The sequence below is a fragment of the Bifidobacterium sp. LH_389 genome (genome assembly GCF_056357235.1).
In genome coordinates, this window is sequence record NZ_JBKEVR010000001.1 from 348,312 (window position 1) to 364,557 (window position 16,246).

Annotated in this window: 15 protein-coding genes; all 15 read left to right on the forward strand. The window is 66.9% G+C overall.

Going from position 1 to position 16,246, the window contains the following annotated elements; translation table 11 throughout:
- The first annotated feature begins 37 nt into the window (after positions 1-37).
- The 15 genes from AC1AZA_RS01475 (at position 38) to lgt (ending at position 16,168) form a co-directional block, all read left to right on the forward strand.
- On the forward strand, positions 38-496 hold the full coding sequence (locus AC1AZA_RS01475; protein WP_476512973.1) for a hypothetical protein: 459 nt from the start codon (positions 38-40) through the stop codon (positions 494-496).
- 15 nt (positions 497-511) lie between these two features.
- Entirely contained in the window at positions 512-2,632 is a 2,121-nt protein-coding gene (locus AC1AZA_RS01480; RefSeq protein ID WP_476512974.1) for an AMP-dependent synthetase/ligase, read from the forward strand.
- Positions 2,633-2,639: 7 nt separating this feature from the next.
- Positions 2,640-3,125, forward strand: a complete 486-nt coding sequence (locus AC1AZA_RS01485) for a peptide deformylase (RefSeq protein WP_476512975.1) — start codon at positions 2,640-2,642, stop codon at positions 3,123-3,125.
- Between the two features lie 215 nt (positions 3,126-3,340).
- Positions 3,341-4,177 carry a 30S ribosomal protein S2 gene (gene rpsB, locus AC1AZA_RS01490; protein WP_476512976.1) on the forward strand — a complete coding sequence of 279 codons (837 nt, stop codon included), beginning with the start codon at positions 3,341-3,343 and terminating at the stop codon, positions 4,175-4,177.
- 103 nt (positions 4,178-4,280) lie between these two features.
- Positions 4,281-5,138, forward strand: a complete 858-nt coding sequence (gene tsf, locus AC1AZA_RS01495; RefSeq protein ID WP_476512977.1) for a translation elongation factor Ts — start codon at positions 4,281-4,283, stop codon at positions 5,136-5,138.
- A 233-nt stretch (positions 5,139-5,371) separates the two neighbouring features.
- Positions 5,372-6,109: a UMP kinase gene (gene pyrH, locus AC1AZA_RS01500; protein WP_476512978.1), complete on the forward strand. Its 738-nt coding sequence runs from the start codon at positions 5,372-5,374 to the stop codon at positions 6,107-6,109.
- 69 nt (positions 6,110-6,178) lie between these two features.
- Positions 6,179-6,733 carry a ribosome recycling factor gene (frr, locus tag AC1AZA_RS01505; protein ID WP_476512979.1) on the forward strand — a complete coding sequence of 185 codons (555 nt, stop codon included), beginning with the start codon at positions 6,179-6,181 and terminating at the stop codon, positions 6,731-6,733.
- A 39-nt stretch (positions 6,734-6,772) separates the two neighbouring features.
- On the forward strand, positions 6,773-7,735 hold the full coding sequence (locus tag AC1AZA_RS01510; RefSeq protein WP_476512980.1) for a phosphatidate cytidylyltransferase: 963 nt from the start codon (positions 6,773-6,775) through the stop codon (positions 7,733-7,735).
- A gap of 91 nt (positions 7,736-7,826) precedes the next feature.
- Positions 7,827-9,038, forward strand: coding sequence for a dual-specificity RNA methyltransferase RlmN (gene rlmN, locus AC1AZA_RS01515; RefSeq protein WP_476512981.1), 1,212 nt, complete (start codon positions 7,827-7,829; stop codon positions 9,036-9,038).
- 104 nt (positions 9,039-9,142) lie between these two features.
- The gene (hisF, locus tag AC1AZA_RS01520; protein WP_476512982.1) at positions 9,143-9,913 is read left to right on the forward strand and encodes an imidazole glycerol phosphate synthase subunit HisF; all 771 of its coding nucleotides are present in this window, start codon (positions 9,143-9,145) and stop codon (positions 9,911-9,913) included.
- 78 nt (positions 9,914-9,991) lie between these two features.
- Positions 9,992-10,441 (forward strand): phosphoribosyl-AMP cyclohydrolase, encoded by a 450-nt coding sequence (gene hisI, locus AC1AZA_RS01525; RefSeq protein ID WP_476512983.1) that lies wholly within the window; start codon positions 9,992-9,994, stop codon positions 10,439-10,441.
- Positions 10,438-12,009: an anthranilate synthase component I gene (locus AC1AZA_RS01530; protein ID WP_476512984.1), complete on the forward strand. Its 1,572-nt coding sequence runs from the start codon at positions 10,438-10,440 to the stop codon at positions 12,007-12,009. The genes hisI and AC1AZA_RS01530 overlap by 4 nt, the downstream gene beginning before the upstream one ends.
- A 149-nt stretch (positions 12,010-12,158) precedes the next feature.
- Complete coding sequence (locus AC1AZA_RS01535; protein ID WP_476512985.1) at positions 12,159-14,246, forward strand: bifunctional indole-3-glycerol phosphate synthase/tryptophan synthase subunit beta; 2,088 nt, start codon at positions 12,159-12,161, stop codon at positions 14,244-14,246.
- A gap of 79 nt (positions 14,247-14,325) precedes the next feature.
- Positions 14,326-15,210: a tryptophan synthase subunit alpha gene (gene trpA / locus AC1AZA_RS01540; protein ID WP_476512986.1), complete on the forward strand. Its 885-nt coding sequence runs from the start codon at positions 14,326-14,328 to the stop codon at positions 15,208-15,210.
- A 10-nt stretch (positions 15,211-15,220) separates the two neighbouring features.
- Positions 15,221-16,168, forward strand: a complete 948-nt coding sequence (gene lgt, locus AC1AZA_RS01545; RefSeq protein ID WP_476512987.1) for a prolipoprotein diacylglyceryl transferase — start codon at positions 15,221-15,223, stop codon at positions 16,166-16,168.
- Positions 16,169-16,246 lie beyond the last annotated feature (78 nt).

Below are 16,246 nucleotides of genomic sequence, written 5' to 3' on the forward strand. Positions count from 1 at the left end.
CCACGGAGACTTTCCGAGAGAAGGGCAAGGAAGCATCATGGACAGCGTTTCAGATTCGTTTCAGGTTGACGTGCAGCTGACGGGGGAGGGCGATGCGATTCCCCTGCGCATCTGCCGTTACGTGAGCCGGGACATGACCCGGCAGGATGGCATCGGACTTGCGGCCGCGGCGGCGCAGCTGGCCTGCCGGGCCATGGAGATCGTGCGTGGACGGCTCGACGCCGGCAAGCTCGTACGCGCGGCCACCACGCGCACCGTGCGCAAGCTGGCCACCATGGCGCTGCTGTACCGTTCGCATCTGCAGCGCCACCCGGAGCTGGGCCGGCACGCCCTGCGGCTGCCGGTCGAAGCCAAGGGCATCGACGCCGTGGTGCGCAGCGCCGACCACGTGGAGGCGTGGGTCCACCTGTGCGTGGGGCGCACCGACTACTGGTCCACCGTCGTCTTCGACTACATGGGCGGTCGATGGCTGTGCACCACGCTCGACCTGGGCTGAATTATAGTTAGGAGCATGCGCAAGGAGAACATCGAACCGATCAAGTACACCACGACGGACGAGGACACCGTCTTTTCGCTGCTGGCCCGGCGGGCGGCCGGGGATCCGGAGGGCGTGATCGCCCAATGGCAGGACGACGAGACTCGCCATTGGCACGACGTGACCGCGAAGGACATGCTGGCGCGCGTGCGCGAGGTGGCCAAGGGTCTGCTCGCCGTGGGCGCGGTCAAGGGCGAACGCGTGATCGTCTATTCGCCCACCTGCTACGAGTGGGGTGTGGTGGACTTCGCGTGCGCGGCCGTGGGCGCCGTGCTCGTGCCGATCTACGAGACCGACTCGATCAAGCAGTCGGCGGGGATCATCGAGGAGGTGGAGCCCGTGGTGGCCTTCGCCGGCGACTTCGACCACGCTCAGTCCCTCGAGCAGATCCGCAATGACGGCAACGGCTCCCTGAAATATGTGTTCAACTTCAAGGCCGATGGGCTCGATGCCCTCGCCGACTTCGGCCGTTCCGTCTCCGACGCCGATCTGGATGCCGCCATCGGGCGCGTCAAGGCGGACGATCTGCTCACCATCGTCTACACGTCCGGATCCACCGGCAAGCCGAAGGGCGCGATGCTGTCGAACCGCAACTACACGCACATCGTGCTCAACGGCTACGAGATTCTGCCCAACATGCTGTACAACGACAACCGTCTGCTGCTGTTCCTGCCCCTGGCGCACTGCTTCGCCCGCTACATCCAGTATGTGGCCATCGGCGGCCACGGCGTAATCGGCTACATTCCGGGTGCCAAGCACCTGCTTGCGGATCTGAGGAGCTTCAAGCCCACGTACCTGCTCGGAGTGCCGCGCGTGTTCGAGAAGGTCTACAACGCCGCCTCGCAGAAGGCCGGCGCCGGGCTCAAGGGCCGGGTGTTCGCCAGGGCGTTCCGCCACTTCGTCGCGTGGAGTGAAGCCGAGCAGGATGGCACCGGGCACTCGATCGTGCAGCGGATCGAACGCGCGTTCTTCATGTTTTCCGTCGGCTCGTCGGTACGTTCCGCGCTCGGCCCGAACCTGAAGTTTCTGGCCTGCGGCGGCGCGCCGATCAACAACGATCTGGCTCATTTCTTCAACGGCATGGACGGCATCACGTTCATCCAGGGCTACGGCATGACGGAGACCGCCGCCCCGATGCTCGTCAATTGGGAGGACGCCAACGAGGTCGGCTCCGTGGGCCGGCCCGGACCGGGCATGGGTGTGCGCGTGGCGGACGACGGCGAACTGGAGGTGTGCGGTCCCAACGTATTTCTGGGCTACTACCGCAACCCGCAGATGACCGCCGAGGCCATGGACGGCGACACGTGGCTCAGGACCGGGGATCTGGGCATGATCGACGACAAGGGCTTCGTGTTCATCACCGGCCGCAAGAAGGACATCATCATCACCGCCGGCGGCAAGAACATCAGCCCGGCGCCCATGGAGGACATCATCGACACGTGCCCGATCGTCCAGCATGCGGTGGTGGTCGGCGACGGCCGCCCGTTCGTCTCCGCGCTCATCGAGCTCGAACCGGACATGCTGCGCTCGTGGCTCGAGGGGCAGGGGCTCGACGGTGGCATGACGCTCGCCGAGGCCAAGGGCAACGACGCCGTGCGTGCGTTCATCCAGCAGTACGTGGACAAGGCGAACGCCGGCGTGTCGCGTGCCGAATCGGTGCGTAAGTTCGCCATCCTCACCGAGGAGTTCAGCCAGGAGACCGGCACGCTCACCCCGAGCCTGAAGGTGGTACGTCCCAAGGTGCTCCAGCGCTACGCGGATGTGATCGACGGGGAGATCTACGCGCCCAAGGGGTCCGCGCGCCCCACGCCGGCTTCGGTGAAGATCATCGACCGTACGGCGGAAACCGTGCAGCAGGTCTCCGAATCCGTTCGTCAGGCCTCCGAATCGGTGAGCCCCGTGGTCCGTCAGGCGCTTGATCAGGCGCGCGTCAACGTGTCGGATTCCATTGCTAGCGTGCAGGGGAAGATGAAGCGACCCAAGGCCCAGGACGGCGAGACCGGCGAGACCGGCGCGCCGGACGGCGAGGGCGAGGGCCGCGGCGACAACGCCGAACGTGGCGACGCCGCCGACCGCAACGACATCCACGAGGAGTAACCGACCAGTGGCCATTCGAGAAATCAGGGTCGTTCCCGACCCGGTGCTGCGCACGCCGTGCGACGAGATCACCACCATCACCCCGGCAGTCAGGAGGCTCGTGCAGGACCTGCTCGACACCGTTGACGACCCGGGACGCGCGGGCCTGTCCGCCAACCAGATCGGCGTGAGCCTGAGGGCCTTCTCCTATAACATCGAAGGCAAGGTTGGCTACGTGCTCAACCCGGTGCTCGAGGAGACCAGCGGCGAGCAGTACGGCGACGAGGGATGCCTGTCGGTGCCCGGCCTGTGGTACAAGACCCGCCGCGCCGACTACGCGCGCGTGCGCGGCATCGATCTGGACGGGCGGACCGTCGTGCTCGAAGGGCACGGGCTCATGGGCCGCATGCTCCAGCACGAGACCGACCATCTCGACGGTCACGTCTATCTGGACCGTCTGGAGAAGGAGGAGCGCCGCGAGGCGATGCGCTACATGCGCGCCCACGCCAAGTAGCGGCCGGTCCCGCCGCCGTGCTATTCTGACAGTTTGTGTGCCAACCCGGCGAGGGACGCAGTCGCAGGCGTCCCGGACCACCCATTATCGTCTAGCGGCACACGCCAAATTCGCGTCATGTCCGCGACGGCCCGTGTCGGTCGGCCCGCCCCGCGAGGGGAGGGTTGCATACGGGTGCGCATGGCCAGGCAAGAACCGACAAGAAAGGCAGTGCTATGGCACAGATCACGATGAGCGAAATGCTCAAGGCCGGCGTTCACTTCGGACACCAGACCCGCCGCTGGAACCCGAAGATGAAGCAGTACATCCTCATGGAGCGCAACGGCATCCACATCATCAACCTGTTCAAGTCCCTTGAGCTGATCGACAAGGCCTACGACTTCATCAAGGCCACCGTCGCGCACAACGGCACCGTGCTGTTCGTCGGCACCAAGAAGCAGGCCCAGGAAGCCATCTCCACGCAGGCCACCCGCGTGAACATGCCCTACGTTTCCGAGCGCTGGCTCGGTGGCATGCTCACCAACTTCCAGACCGTCTCCAAGCGCGTCTCCCGCCTCAAGGAGCTCGAGGAGATGGACTTCTCCGACGTGCACGGCTCCGGCCTGACCAAGAAGGAGCTGTTGCTCCTCGAGCGCGAGAAGGACAAGCTGGCCAAGCAGCTGGGCGGCATCCGCAACATGAACCGCACCCCCTCCGCGATGTTCGTCGTGGACATCAACAAGGAGGCGCTGGCCGTCGAGGAAGCCCACAAGCTCGGCATCCCGGTCGTGGCCCTGGTGGACACCAACACCGATCCGGAGTCCGTGGACTACCCGATCCCGGCCAACGATGACGCCATCCGCGGCATCGAGCTGCTGACCACCCTGTTCGCCGACGCCGTCGCCGACGGTCTGCTCGAGCGTTCCGGCCAGGTCGCCAAGGCCGAGGGCGAAGCCGCCGAGCAGCCGATGGCCGCCTGGGAGAAGGACCTGCTGCAGCAGGGCACCGAGGCTCCGGCCGCCGCCGAAGCCGCCCCGGCCGAGTCCGCCGAAGGCGAAGCCAAGGCCGAGTGAATCCGTTAGGGTTCGCCACTCGCTAGGATGGGAGGTGCAATCACGGTTGCACCTCCTTTTTAGCGAAGGATAACAATCGAGTTTCATCTCAAGGGAGAATTTCATGGCAGCAATTACCGCCGCTCTGATCAAGCAGGTCCGTGAGGACACCGGCGCCGGCATGATGGACGTCAAGAAGGCGCTCACCGAAGCCGAAGGCGACGTGGCCCGCGCCAAGGAGATCATCCGCGCGAAGGGCATTCAGGCCGCCGGCAAGCGCGAGGGCCGCAAGGCCCAGGAGGGCACCATCGGCTCCAAGGTCGTCAAGACCGACGCCGGTGAGACCGGCTACGCCGTCGAGGTCAACTCCGAGACCGACTTCGTGGCCAAGACCCCGAAGTTCGTCGAGTTCACCGACACCGTCGTGGACTACGCCGTCGCCGCCGACGCCAACTCCGTGGACGAGCTGCTCGCCGCCAAGGCCGGCGACGCCGAGTCCGTGAAGGTGGCCGTCGAGGAGGCCGCCGCCCTGTTCGGCGAGCACGTCAAGCTCGGCCAGTTCGCCAAGGTCTCCGGCCCGCACGTCGAGATCTACGCGCACAAGAAGTCCGCCGAGATGCCGCCGAGCATCGTGGCCATGATCGCCACCGACGAGGCCGGCGCCAAGGTGGCCCACGAGGCCGCCCTGCAGATCTCCGCCATGGGCGCCAAGTGGCTCACCCGCGAGGACGTTCCGGCCGACGTGGTCGAGTCCGAGCGTCGTGTGGCCACCGAGAAGTCCCTGGCCGAGGGCAAGCCGGAGAAGATCGTCCCCAAGATCGTCGAGGGCCGTCTCAACGCCTTCTACAAGGAGGTCGTCCTCCTCGAGCAGCCGTTCGTCAAGGATCCGTCCAAGACCGTCGGCAAGCTGTTCGAGGAGGTGGGCGGCAAGGCCCTGGCCTTCGCCCGCATCGAGGTCGGCAAGGGCGAGGAAGAGGAGTGAGACTCCCTCCCAATAGGTGAACCGTTCGTTCGGTGAACGAACCGGACGGCGAACTTGTTCAGACGGCGACGAGTCGTGCCGAGTGCACGGGTCGTCGCCGTCTGCCGTTTCTCCCTGTTTCCCGCGCGTCGCTGCCGGCCGGTGTCGTCGTTTGCGGATAGGCTGAGAAACGGTAGATTTCGCGGTTTCGCGGCATCGATTCGCCGCGTGACCGAACCGAAGAAAGGGCGCATATGACTGCAGACAGATCCCGCAGGGTACTGCTCAAGCTTTCCGGAGAGGCCTTCGGCGGCGGTAAGGTGGGCATCGACACCACCGTCATCCGTCGCATCGCCGAGGAGATCGTCCCGGCGGTCCGTCAGGGTGTGCAGGTCGCCATAGTGGTGGGCGGCGGCAACTTCTTCCGCGGCGCCGAGTTGCAGCAGGCCGGCATCGACCGTTCGCGCGGCGACTACATGGGCATGCTCGGCACGGTCATGAACTGCCTTGCGCTGCAGGACTTCCTCGAGCAGGAGGGCCAGGCCACCCGCGTGCAGACCGCCATCACCATGGGGCAGGTCGCCGAGCCGTACATCCCCCTCAAGGCCATCCGTCATCTCGAGAAGGGCCGCGTGGTCATCTTCGGTGCGGGCGCCGGCATGCCGTACTTCTCCACGGACACCGTCTCCATCCAGCGGTCCCTGGAGATCCACTGCGACGAGGTGCTCATGGGCAAGAACGGCGTGGATGGCGTCTACACCGCCGACCCGCGCAAGGACCCGGCCGCCAAGCGCTTCGCCACGCTGAGCTACAAGCGCGCCCTCGTGGACAATCTGGCCGTCATGGACGCCGCCGCACTGTCCATGGCCCGCGACAACCGCCAGTGCATCCGCGTGTTCGGCCTCGAGGAGCCGGGCAACGTGACGCGCGCCCTGGTGGGCGAGGAGATCGGCACCTTCGTCTCCTCCGCGGAATCCACCCTCGCTCAGTGACGAGCCCCGCCGCAGTGCGGGCATGGGAGACAACCCCAAGAACGACAAAACGCAACCAAAGGAGCAAACATGGCAACCGTCGTCGATCAGGCCAAGGAACAGATGGCCAAGAGCATCGAGAACACCAAGGAGAACTTCGCAGGCATCCGCACCGGCCGCGCCAACCCGGCGCTGCTCAACGGCATCGTGGTGGACTACTACGGTTCCCCCACGCCCATCAAGTCCGTGGCTTCCATCGGCGTGCCGGAGCCGCGCACCCTCGCCGTCACCCCGTTCGACAAGTCTCAGGCCGCGGCCGTGGAACGCGCCATCCGTGACTCCGATCTCGGCGTGAGCCCGAACCGCGACGGCAACGTGATCCGCGTCACCATGCCGGAGCTCACCGAGGAGCGCCGCAAGGAGTACGTCAAGATCGCCAAGGGCAAGGCCGAGGACGGCAAGGTCGCGGTGCGCAACATCCGCCGCAAGACCAAGGAATCCATCGACAAGGCCGTCAAGGACGGCGACATGGGCGAGGACGAAGGCGATCGTCTGCTCAAGGAGCTGGACAAGGTCACCAAGTCCACCACCGACGAGATCGACGCCCTGCTCGACACCAAGCAGAAGGAAATCCTCGAGGTCTGACCCCGAGCCTGCCTTCGCATCCCAACCGGAACATCCATCATGGACCAGCACGATCAGATCGACGCCATCAACAAACGCACCGGCCGTAACATGCCGCAGGCCATAGCCACCGGCGCGTTGCTCGTCGCCATCATTCTGGCGGCCCTCGCCGTCAGGATCGACGTGTACGTCGCCCTGATCGTGCTGTTCATGACGCTGGGCCTGTGGGAGCTGCGCATCGACTTCGCCACCGTGGGCCTGCACATCCCCTTCGTGGCGCTGGCCCTGTGCTCGGCGGGCACCATGTTCGCCACCTACTATGCGCCCTGGCATTTCGCGGCCATGTCGCTGGGGGTTATGGCCACGATCGTCGTCACCCTGCCAGCATCCACCGCGCGTCTGAGCTTCGGCACCCGCGTGCCCATGGCCGTGGCGCGCAAGCTGTCCGCATCGGACGCCGCCATCCGCCGCGCCTCCTCATTCAATCCCGAACGGCAGGCCCCCAAGGCGAGTCGGCTCGCCAACGTGGGCGTCACCATGCTCACCATCCTGTACATCGAGGTGCTGGCCTGCTACCTCATCTTTCCGCTCACCTTCGGTGGCCATCCGGTGGCCCACGCCTGCATGAGCGTGTTCCTGCCGGCCCTGTCGGACACGGGAGGCCTGTTCTTCGGCGCCGCGTTCGGCAAGCACAAGCTCTCGCCGCGCATCAGCCCCAAGAAGTCCTACGAGGGACTGGCCGGCTCCATGCTCTTCGCCATGGCCGGCGCGTTCGCCATCTTCGCCGTCACCTACGACGCCCAGCACTGGGCCACCCATTGGTGGGTGCCGATCGTCGCCGGCGTGCTCGTGGGCATCGTGGGCACGTACGGTGACCTGTGCGCCTCCATGATCAAGCGCGATCTGGGCATCAAGGACATGGGCCATCTGCTCAAGGGGCACGGCGGCGTGCTGGACCGCGTCGATTCGATCCTCATGTGCGCACCCGTCCTCGCCCTCCTGCTGTTCGCCACCGGGCTGTAACGGTTCCGGGCATCCCGGCTGTCCCCGCGTGGCCGCCGGCGGGGCGTCGGCGTATCATAGCATGGTACTTCAGCGAAGGGAAGGGTCAGGCATGACCAACGAGCAGCACCACGAGGGAACCGAACCGGAGACCGGCATCACCGAAGGCGGCACCGAGGGAGCGTTCCGCGACGTATTGAGCCGCGACCATGCGCGCCGCGGCAAGCCGCCCGTGCACTTCGCGGACATGACGGGCGAGGAGCGCATCGCTGCGGCCGCCGAGCTCGGCCTGCCCAAATTCCGCGTCAACCAGCTCGCCAAACACTACTACGGCAACTTCGACGTGAACGCCGCCGAATTCACCGACTTTCCCGCCGCCAAGCGCGAGGAGGCCGCCAGAACCTTCTTCCCCGAGCTCATCCACGAGGTCACCCGTCAGGTGGCGGACGAGGGCATGACCGTCAAGACCCTGTGGCGCCTGTTCGACGGCTCGCTCATCGAATCCGTGCTCATGCGCTATCCCTCGCGCACCACGCTGTGCATCTCCTCGCAGGTCGGCTGCGGCATGGGCTGCCCGTTCTGCGCCACCGGCAAGATGGGCTTGACGCGCAACATGTCCGCCGGGGAGATCGTCGAGCAGGTGCGTGTGGCCGCCAGGATGATGCGTGACGGCGACGTGGCCGGCGGGCCGGGACGCCTGAGCAACGTGGTGTTCATGGGCATGGGCGAGCCGATGGGCAACTACCGGTCGGTCCTGTCCGCCGTTCGTCAGATCAGCGCCGCACCGCCGGAGGGCTTCGGCATCTCCGCGCGCAACATCACCGTGTCCACCGTGGGCGTGGTGCCGGGCATCAGGAAGCTCGCCAAGGAGGGCCTGCCCGTGCGTCTGGCCGTCTCCCTGCACGCGCCGAGCGACGAGCTGCGCAACGAGCTGGTGCCCATGAACCGCCGTTTCGACACCACCGCCGTGCTGGATGCGGCGCATGACTACTTCCTCGCCTCCAAGCGCCGCGTGAGCATCGAATACGCGCTCATGCGCGGCATCAACGACCAGGCCGAGCACGCCCGCCTGCTCGCCAAGCGCATCAACCACTACGGCGACAACTGGGCCCACGTGAACCCCATCCCTCTCAACCCCATCGAAGGCTCCCGGTGGACGGCCTCCAAGCCCGAGGACGAGCAGCGCTTCCTGGAGATCCTGCACGCGGCGGGCATCACCGCCACGCTGCGCGACACCCGCGGCCAGGACATCGACGGCGCCTGCGGACAGCTCGCCGCCAAGGAGCGGGTCGACGTGCCCGTCGGAGCGGCCGCGGCCGAGTAGCGGGTGCCGACGGGCGTCCATCATGCGGACCGATGTAACGGGCGGAAGCTACGCTGAACGGTTGTACGGAAACGATGGAACAGCGATGGAACAGGAGTGTGGCCATGTCGCTTGCGGTTCGAGTGATCCCATGCCTGGACGTTGACGCCGGGCGCGTCGTCAAGGGCGTGCATTTCGAAAATCTGCGCGACGCCGGCGACCCGGTGGAACTGGCCCGCGAGTATTACCGCCAGGGCGCGGACGAACTCACGTTCCTCGACGTGACCGCTTCGAGCTCGCACCGCCAGACCATGATCGACGTGGTCTCGCGCACCGCCGAGCAGATCTTCATCCCGCTGACGGTGGGCGGTGGTGTGCGCACCCCAGAGGACGTGGATTCCCTGTTGCGCTGCGGCGCCGACAAGGTGGGCGTGAACACGGCCGCGATCAACGACCCGACGCTCATCAGCCGCGTGGCCGACCGGTTCGGCAATCAGGTGCTCGTACTGTCCGTGGACGCTCGCCGCGAGAAGGGCGAGCAGCACACGCAGTCGGGTTTCGAGGTGACCACCATGGGCGGCCGCAAGTCCACCGGCATCGACGCGATCTGGTGGGTCAAGCGCGCCGAGGAGCTGGGCGCGGGGGAGATCCTGCTCAACTCGATGGACGCTGACGGCACGCAGGAGGGCTTCGACCTTGAGATGATCCGCGCGGTGCGCCGCGAGGTGAAGATCCCGATCATCGCCTCCGGAGGCGCGGGCAAGGTGGAGGACTTCCCGCCCGCCATCGAGGCCGGGGCCGACGCGGTGCTCGCCGCATCGGTGTTCCACTACGGCAAGATGACCATCGGCGACGTGAAGGCAGAACTGAAGCGGCACGGCTACACCGTCCGCTGAACGGGCGGGACGCGCACGGCACGGCGGGGCGCAAACCACGAACAACGCAAACTCACGAACATTGACGGGGCGATTAGGATGACGGACATGACAGGATCGGACACGACGGTCGAATACGACAACGCCACGGCGCTGGACCCGAGGATCGCCGCGCGGCTCAAGCGCGATGCCAAGGGGCTCGTGGCCGCGGTGATCCAGCAGTACGACACCCATGAGGTGCTCATGGTGGGCTACATGAACGACGAGGCGCTGCGCCGCACACTGACGAGCGGCCGCGTGACCTTCTGGTCGCGCTCCCGTCAGGAATACTGGCGCAAGGGGGACACGTCCGGCCATGTGCAGTACGTCAAGGCCGTCTCGCTCGACTGCGACGGCGACGCGCTGCTCGTGGAGGTGGATCAGGTGGGGGCCGCCTGCCACACCGGCAAACGCTCCTGCTTCCTCGAGGGCGGGCCGCTGCCGGTCGTCGTCGGGCACCGCACGCAGGAACAGGAAAGCGAACGCGAAGGGGAGGAGAACGCACGATGAGCACGGGCACGAACACGTCTTGCAACGTCGAACATCTGGCATGGGGCGGCACGTGGCCGAGCCGCGAGGAATTCCACGCACTGGCCGATCAGGGCTACCGCGTGATCCCCATCGTGCGCAGGCTCCTCGCCGACTCGCTCACGCCGGTCGGCTTCTACGAGCGGCTCGCCGGCGGACGCAGCGGCACGTTCATCCTCGAATCGGCGGAATACGGCGGTTCATGGAGCCGATACTCGTTCATCGGGGTCAACTCGGTGGCCCAGCTGCGCTCCCGTGACGGCAAGGCCGACTGGCTCGGCAAGGTGCCGGCCGGCGTGCCGGTCGAAGGCGACGTGGTGGACGTGGCCCGCGCCGCGCTGGCCGCGCTCAAGGCCCCGGACGTCAAGGGCCTGCCGAACCTCACGGGCGGCCTCGTGGGCACGGTCGGCTGGGACGCCATCCGCCACTGGGAGCCCACCCTGCGCGGCGAGGCACCGGACGAGACCGGCCAGCCGGAGACCGTACTCGCCCTCGCCACGGACATCGCCGTCGTGGACCACGTCAACGGCTCGGTGTGGATCATCGCCAACGCGGTGAACTTCGACGACCGTCCCACGCGCGCCGACTTCGCCTATGACGACGCGGTCGCACGTCTGGACCGCATGCAGCGCGCCGCCGCCACCCCGCAGCCGCATGAGAACCGCGTGAGCGTGCTCGACCCGTCCGTGCCGCAGCCCGAACTGCGCTTCCGGTCCGCCAAGGCCGAGTACGAGCATGCCGTCGAGGACGCCAAGCGGCACATCGTGGACGGCGACGTGTTCCAGGTGGTCATCTCCCAGCGGCTCGACATCGATTCGCCGGCTGACCCGTTCGACGTGTACCGCGTGCTGCGCACCCTGAACCCCAGCCCTTACATGTACTTCATGGCCCTCACCGACGCGCAGGGCCGCGACTTCAGCGTGATCGGCTCCAGCCCGGAGACGCTCATCAAGGTGGACGACGGGCACGCCATGACGTTTCCGATTGCCGGCTCCCGTCCGCGCGGTGCCACCCCGGAGGAGGACGAGCGGCTCGCCAAGGAGCTGCTGGCGGACCCGAAGGAGCGTAGCGAGCACATCATGCTCGTGGACCTGAGCCGCAACGACCTGAGCCGCGTATGCGACCCGGACAGCGTCGAGGTGGTCTCCCTCATGGACATCAAGCGCTTCAGTCACATCATGCACATCTGCTCCACCGTGACCGGCCACGTGAGGGGCGACCTGACCGCGTTCGACGTGTTCACCTCCGCGTTCCCCGCCGGCACGCTGTCCGGAGCGCCCAAGCCGCGCGCGGTGGAGATCATCGACGAGCTTGAGCCCGCCGACCGCGGCATCTACGGCGGCACGATCGGCTACTTCGACTTCTCCGGCAACATGGACATGGCCATCGCCATCCGCACCGCGTTCATCCGCGATCACGAGGCCAGCGTGCAGGCCGGGGCGGGCATCGTGCTCGACTCGGTGCCGGCCAACGAGTGGCAGGAGACCCGCAACAAGGCGGAGGCGAGCGTGGAATCCGTGCAGATCGCCGCGCAGCTGGTCGGCGCCTGAACCGCTCAGGGAGCATTCCCGCGGCGTCCCGTTGCCCGGAACGTGGAACGTCGCGGGCGATCACGCGTTCCGGGGCCTACAGTGGCGCATGATTCGTACATGCCTTGTCCGGGCGCGGGAGTGCGTCGCAAGCATCAAGAGGGAGCATCATGTCGGTTTTGGATGATTTGGTGGCGGGAGCCGTCGAGGACGCCGCCGCGCGCGAGAGGGTCACACCGCTCGAGGAGCTCAAGGAGGCCGCCGTGGCCGCCCCCGCTCCGATCGATGCGATTCCGCGGCTGAGGAAGACCGACGGCATTCCGGTCATCGCGGAGATCAAGCGCGCATCGCCGTCCAAGGGCCGTCTCTCGGACATCCCCGACCCGGCTGCGCTGGCACGCGACTACGAGCGCGGCGGCGCCAGCGCCATCTCCGTACTCACCGAGGGACGCCGCTTTCTGGGCAGCCTCGGCGACTTCGACAAGGTGCGCGAGGCCGTGCGCATCCCGCTGCTGCGCAAGGACTTCATCGTCACCGACTATCAGGTGTGGGAGGCGCGCGCGCACGGCGCCGATCTGGTGCTGCTCATCGTGGCCGCGCTGGACGACGCGAAGCTCAAGCACCTGCTGGACCTCGCGCACGACCTCGGCATGACCGTGCTCGTGGAAACCCACACGCGCGAGGAGATCGACCGCGCCCGCAAGGCCGGCGCCCGCGTGATCGGCATCAACGCCCGCAACCTCAAGGACCTGAAGGTGGAAGTGAACAAATACCGCGAACTGGCGGCGGATCTGCCCGAGGACGTGGTCAAGGTCGCGGAATCCGGCGTGTTCGGTGCCGTGGAGGTGGAGGACTACGGCCGGGCCGGCGCGGACGCCGTACTGGTGGGCGAGGGCGTGGCCACCGCCGACGACCATGAACTTGCAGTGGAACGACTAGTAAAGGCAGGCAACCGAGTGAAAGCATCCGAAACCACCCCGCTGAGCGAACACCACGGCCCGTACTGGGGCCAGTTCGGCGGCCGCTACGTGCCCGAGGCGCTCATCACCGCGCTTGACGAGCTGCAGCGCGTGTACGACGAGGCCAAGGCCGACCCGGAGTTCACCCGGGAGCTCGTCACCCTGAACCAGCGCTACGTGGGCCGCCCGAGCCCGCTGACCGAGGCGCCGCGCTTTGCCAGGCTCATCGCCGAGAAGGTGGGCATCGAACCGCGCGTGTTCCTCAAGCGCGAGGACCTCAACCACACCGGTGCGCACAAGATCAACAACGCGCTCGGTCAGGCCCTGCTCGTCAAGCGTATGGGCAAGACGCGCGTGATCGCGGAGACCGGCGCCGGCCAGCACGGCGTGGCCACCGCCACCGTGTGCGCCATGCTCGGTCTCAAGTGCCGCATCTACATGGGCCAGATCGACGCCCGCCGTCAGGCCCTCAACGTGGCCCGCATGCGCATGCTCGGCGCCGAGGTGGTGGAGGTCACCCTGGGAGACCGGATCCTCAAGGACGCCATCAACGAGGCCCTTCGCGACTGGGTCACCAACGTGAAGGACACCCACTACCTGCTCGGCACGGTGGCCGGCCCGCACCCGTTCCCGGAGATGGTCCGCGACTTCCAGAAGATCATCGGCGAGGAGGCCAAGCAGCAGCTCAAGGACTGGTACGGCATCGACCATCCGGACGCGGTGTGCGCCTGCGTGGGCGGCGGCTCCAACGCCATCGGCGTCATGAACGCCTTCCTGGACGACGAGCGCGTGAACCTCTACGGCTACGAGGCCGGCGGCAACGGCCCCGAATCCGGTCGCCACGCCATCCGTTTCGCCCCCGGCACCGGCCAGCTTGGCATGTTCCAGGGCGCCAAGAGCTACCTGCTGGAGACCGATGAAGGCCAGACGCTGGACACGTACTCCATCTCCGCCGGCCTCGACTACGCCTCCGTGGGCCCCGAGCACGCCTGGCTCAAGGACATAGGCCGCGTGAACTACTCGTGGGCCACCGACGAGGAGGCCATGAACGCCTTCCGCGATCTGAGCCGCAGCGAGGGCATCATCCCCGCCATCGAATCCTCGCACGCCGTGGCGGGCGCCTACAAGGCCGCCGCGGACCTCAAGGCCAAGGGCTACGAGCATCCGGTCATGATCGTCAACATCTCCGGCCGCGGCGACAAGGACATGGCCACCGCCGGCAAGTGGTTCGGCTACCTGACCGACGAGCAGTCCAAGGCGCTCGACGTCACCGGCGCGCACGGGGACACCGTCGCCTGAGCGAACCGGCGCACGCGCAACGGCTCGGCACACTAGGCACATTCGGCACTTTCGCTACATCAGGACAAGAGGACACATCATGAGCAACACCGCAACCACGCCGCAGGCGGGAACGCCGTCCGGCCAGCCGCTAGGCATCAGCCACAGGCCCAGCCCCACCGCCGCCATGTTCGAGCGGCTCGACGGGGAGCGCAAACCGGCCTTCATCGGCTACCTGCCCTACGGCTTCCCGAACCCGGACATCTCCCTGAAGGCGCTGAAGACCCTCGTGGAGCATGGCGTCAACGCCGTGGAGATCGGCTTGCCGTACTCCGACCCGGTCATGGACGGCCCGGTCATCCAGGCGGCCAGCCAGATCGCGCTGAACAACGGGGAAAGCATCCACGGCGTGTTCCGTGCCGTGGAGACCGTGGCCAACGCCGGCGGCGTGCCGCTGATCATGAGCTACTGGAACCTCATCTACCATTACGGCGTGGAACGCTTCGCCCGCGATTTCGAGAACGCTGGCGGCGCCGGACTCATCACCCCGGACCTCATTCCGGACGAGGCGGGGGAGTGGATCGAGGCGTCCGACCGCCACGGGCTGGACCGCATCTTCCTGGTCTCCCCGGATTCCGCCGCAGAACGGCTTGCGGTGGTCTCCCGCGCCTCCCGGGGCTTCGTGTACGCCGCCTCCCGCATGGGTGTGACCGGCGAGCGCAAGACCATCTCCGACTCCCCGGAGGCCCTCGTGGAACGCACCCGCAGCGCCGGCGCCGAACGCGTGTGCGTGGGCATCGGCGTGTCCACGGCGGAGCAGGCCGCCAAGGTGGGCGCTTACGCCGACGGCGTGATCGTCGGCTCCGCGCTCGTGCACCAATTGCTCGACGATTCCGACCGCAAGGCCCTCGACGAGGCCGAGGGACTGGCCCGTCTGGCCGCCAAGGCGGACGAACTGGCCGCCGGCGTGGCCTCCGCCCGCTAGGATGAGGACCATGAATCTCGCATACATTCCCTCGCCCACCGTCTCGCAGTTCCAGATCGGTCCGGTGACGATCCACATCTACGCCCTGTGCATCCTCGCGGGCATCGCGGCGGCCGTGTGGATCTCCACCGTGCGCTGGAAGCGCTATGGCGGTACGTTCGACCAGATCTTCGACATCACCCTCGTGGCCGTGCCCTGCGGCATCGTGGGCGCACGCCTGTACCACATCATCACCACGCCGGAACGGTTCTTCGGGGCCACCGGCAACTGGGTGGAGATGTTCAAGATCTGGAACGGGGGACTCGGCATCTGGGGCGGCATCGCCCTCGGTGCGCTCGGCGCATGGGCGTGGTGCCGGGACAAGCACTATCCCATGGCGCTGCTCGCGGACGCCATCGCGCCGGCCCTGCTCGTCGCGCAGGCCATCGGTCGCCTCGGCAACTGGTTCAACCAGGAGCTGTACGGCGCCCCCACCACGCTGCCCTGGGGATTGAAGCTCAACACGGCCGGCACGGCCATCGGTTCCAGCGAACAGTGCTACGACGGCACCACCTGCCCCACCGGCACGCTGTTCCACCCCACGTTCCTGTACGAGATGATCTGGAACCTCATCGGTGCCGTGCTGATCGTCTGGATCGGCTCCAAGGCCATCAAGGCGCTCAAGGCCGGCTCCTTGTTCGCCATCTACGTGATGTGGTACACCGCCGGACGTACGTGGATCGAAGCGCTGCGCATCGACTACGCGCACACGTTCCTGGGCGTGCGCATCAACGTGTGGGTGTCCATGGCCGTGTTCGTGTGCGGTGCCGTCGCGCTGGTGCTCATCATGCAGCGGGGCAAGGCCACGGACCTGCTTGCGGAGAAGCTCAGGGGCGTCACCGAGCTCGAGACCTACGGCGAGGAGGACAAGGACGGCGAGGCCGGTGCCGGCGAGGTCGGTCAGGCCGCGCGCGGTTAGCCGTTTGATCCGTTCGCCGTCCCGATGGCCCGCAGCGGTCCGCAGGATCGCCATCCACCATTTCAACGTACCTACCCG

What these genes read in the sequence shown, in the direction of transcription:
- AC1AZA_RS01475 (WP_476512973.1), top strand. Translation starts at nt 38, where the DNA reads ATGGACAGCGTTTCAGATTCGTTTCAGGTTGACGTGCAGCTGACGGGG.
- AC1AZA_RS01480 (WP_476512974.1), top strand. Translation starts at nt 512, where the DNA reads ATGCGCAAGGAGAACATCGAACCGATCAAGTACACCACGACGGACGAG.
- rpsB (WP_476512976.1), top strand. Translation starts at nt 3,341, where the DNA reads ATGGCACAGATCACGATGAGCGAAATGCTCAAGGCCGGCGTTCACTTC.
- tsf (WP_476512977.1), top strand. Translation starts at nt 4,281, where the DNA reads ATGGCAGCAATTACCGCCGCTCTGATCAAGCAGGTCCGTGAGGACACC.
- pyrH (WP_476512978.1), top strand. Translation starts at nt 5,372, where the DNA reads ATGACTGCAGACAGATCCCGCAGGGTACTGCTCAAGCTTTCCGGAGAG.
- frr (WP_476512979.1), top strand. Translation starts at nt 6,179, where the DNA reads ATGGCAACCGTCGTCGATCAGGCCAAGGAACAGATGGCCAAGAGCATC.
- AC1AZA_RS01510 (WP_476512980.1), top strand. Translation starts at nt 6,773, where the DNA reads ATGGACCAGCACGATCAGATCGACGCCATCAACAAACGCACCGGCCGT.
- rlmN (WP_476512981.1), top strand. Translation starts at nt 7,827, where the DNA reads ATGACCAACGAGCAGCACCACGAGGGAACCGAACCGGAGACCGGCATC.
- hisF (WP_476512982.1), top strand. Translation starts at nt 9,143, where the DNA reads ATGTCGCTTGCGGTTCGAGTGATCCCATGCCTGGACGTTGACGCCGGG.
- hisI (WP_476512983.1), top strand. Translation starts at nt 9,992, where the DNA reads ATGACGGACATGACAGGATCGGACACGACGGTCGAATACGACAACGCC.
- AC1AZA_RS01530 (WP_476512984.1), top strand. Translation starts at nt 10,438, where the DNA reads ATGAGCACGGGCACGAACACGTCTTGCAACGTCGAACATCTGGCATGG.
- AC1AZA_RS01535 (WP_476512985.1), top strand. Translation starts at nt 12,159, where the DNA reads ATGTCGGTTTTGGATGATTTGGTGGCGGGAGCCGTCGAGGACGCCGCC.
- trpA (WP_476512986.1), top strand. Translation starts at nt 14,326, where the DNA reads ATGAGCAACACCGCAACCACGCCGCAGGCGGGAACGCCGTCCGGCCAG.
- lgt (WP_476512987.1), top strand. Translation starts at nt 15,221, where the DNA reads ATGAATCTCGCATACATTCCCTCGCCCACCGTCTCGCAGTTCCAGATC.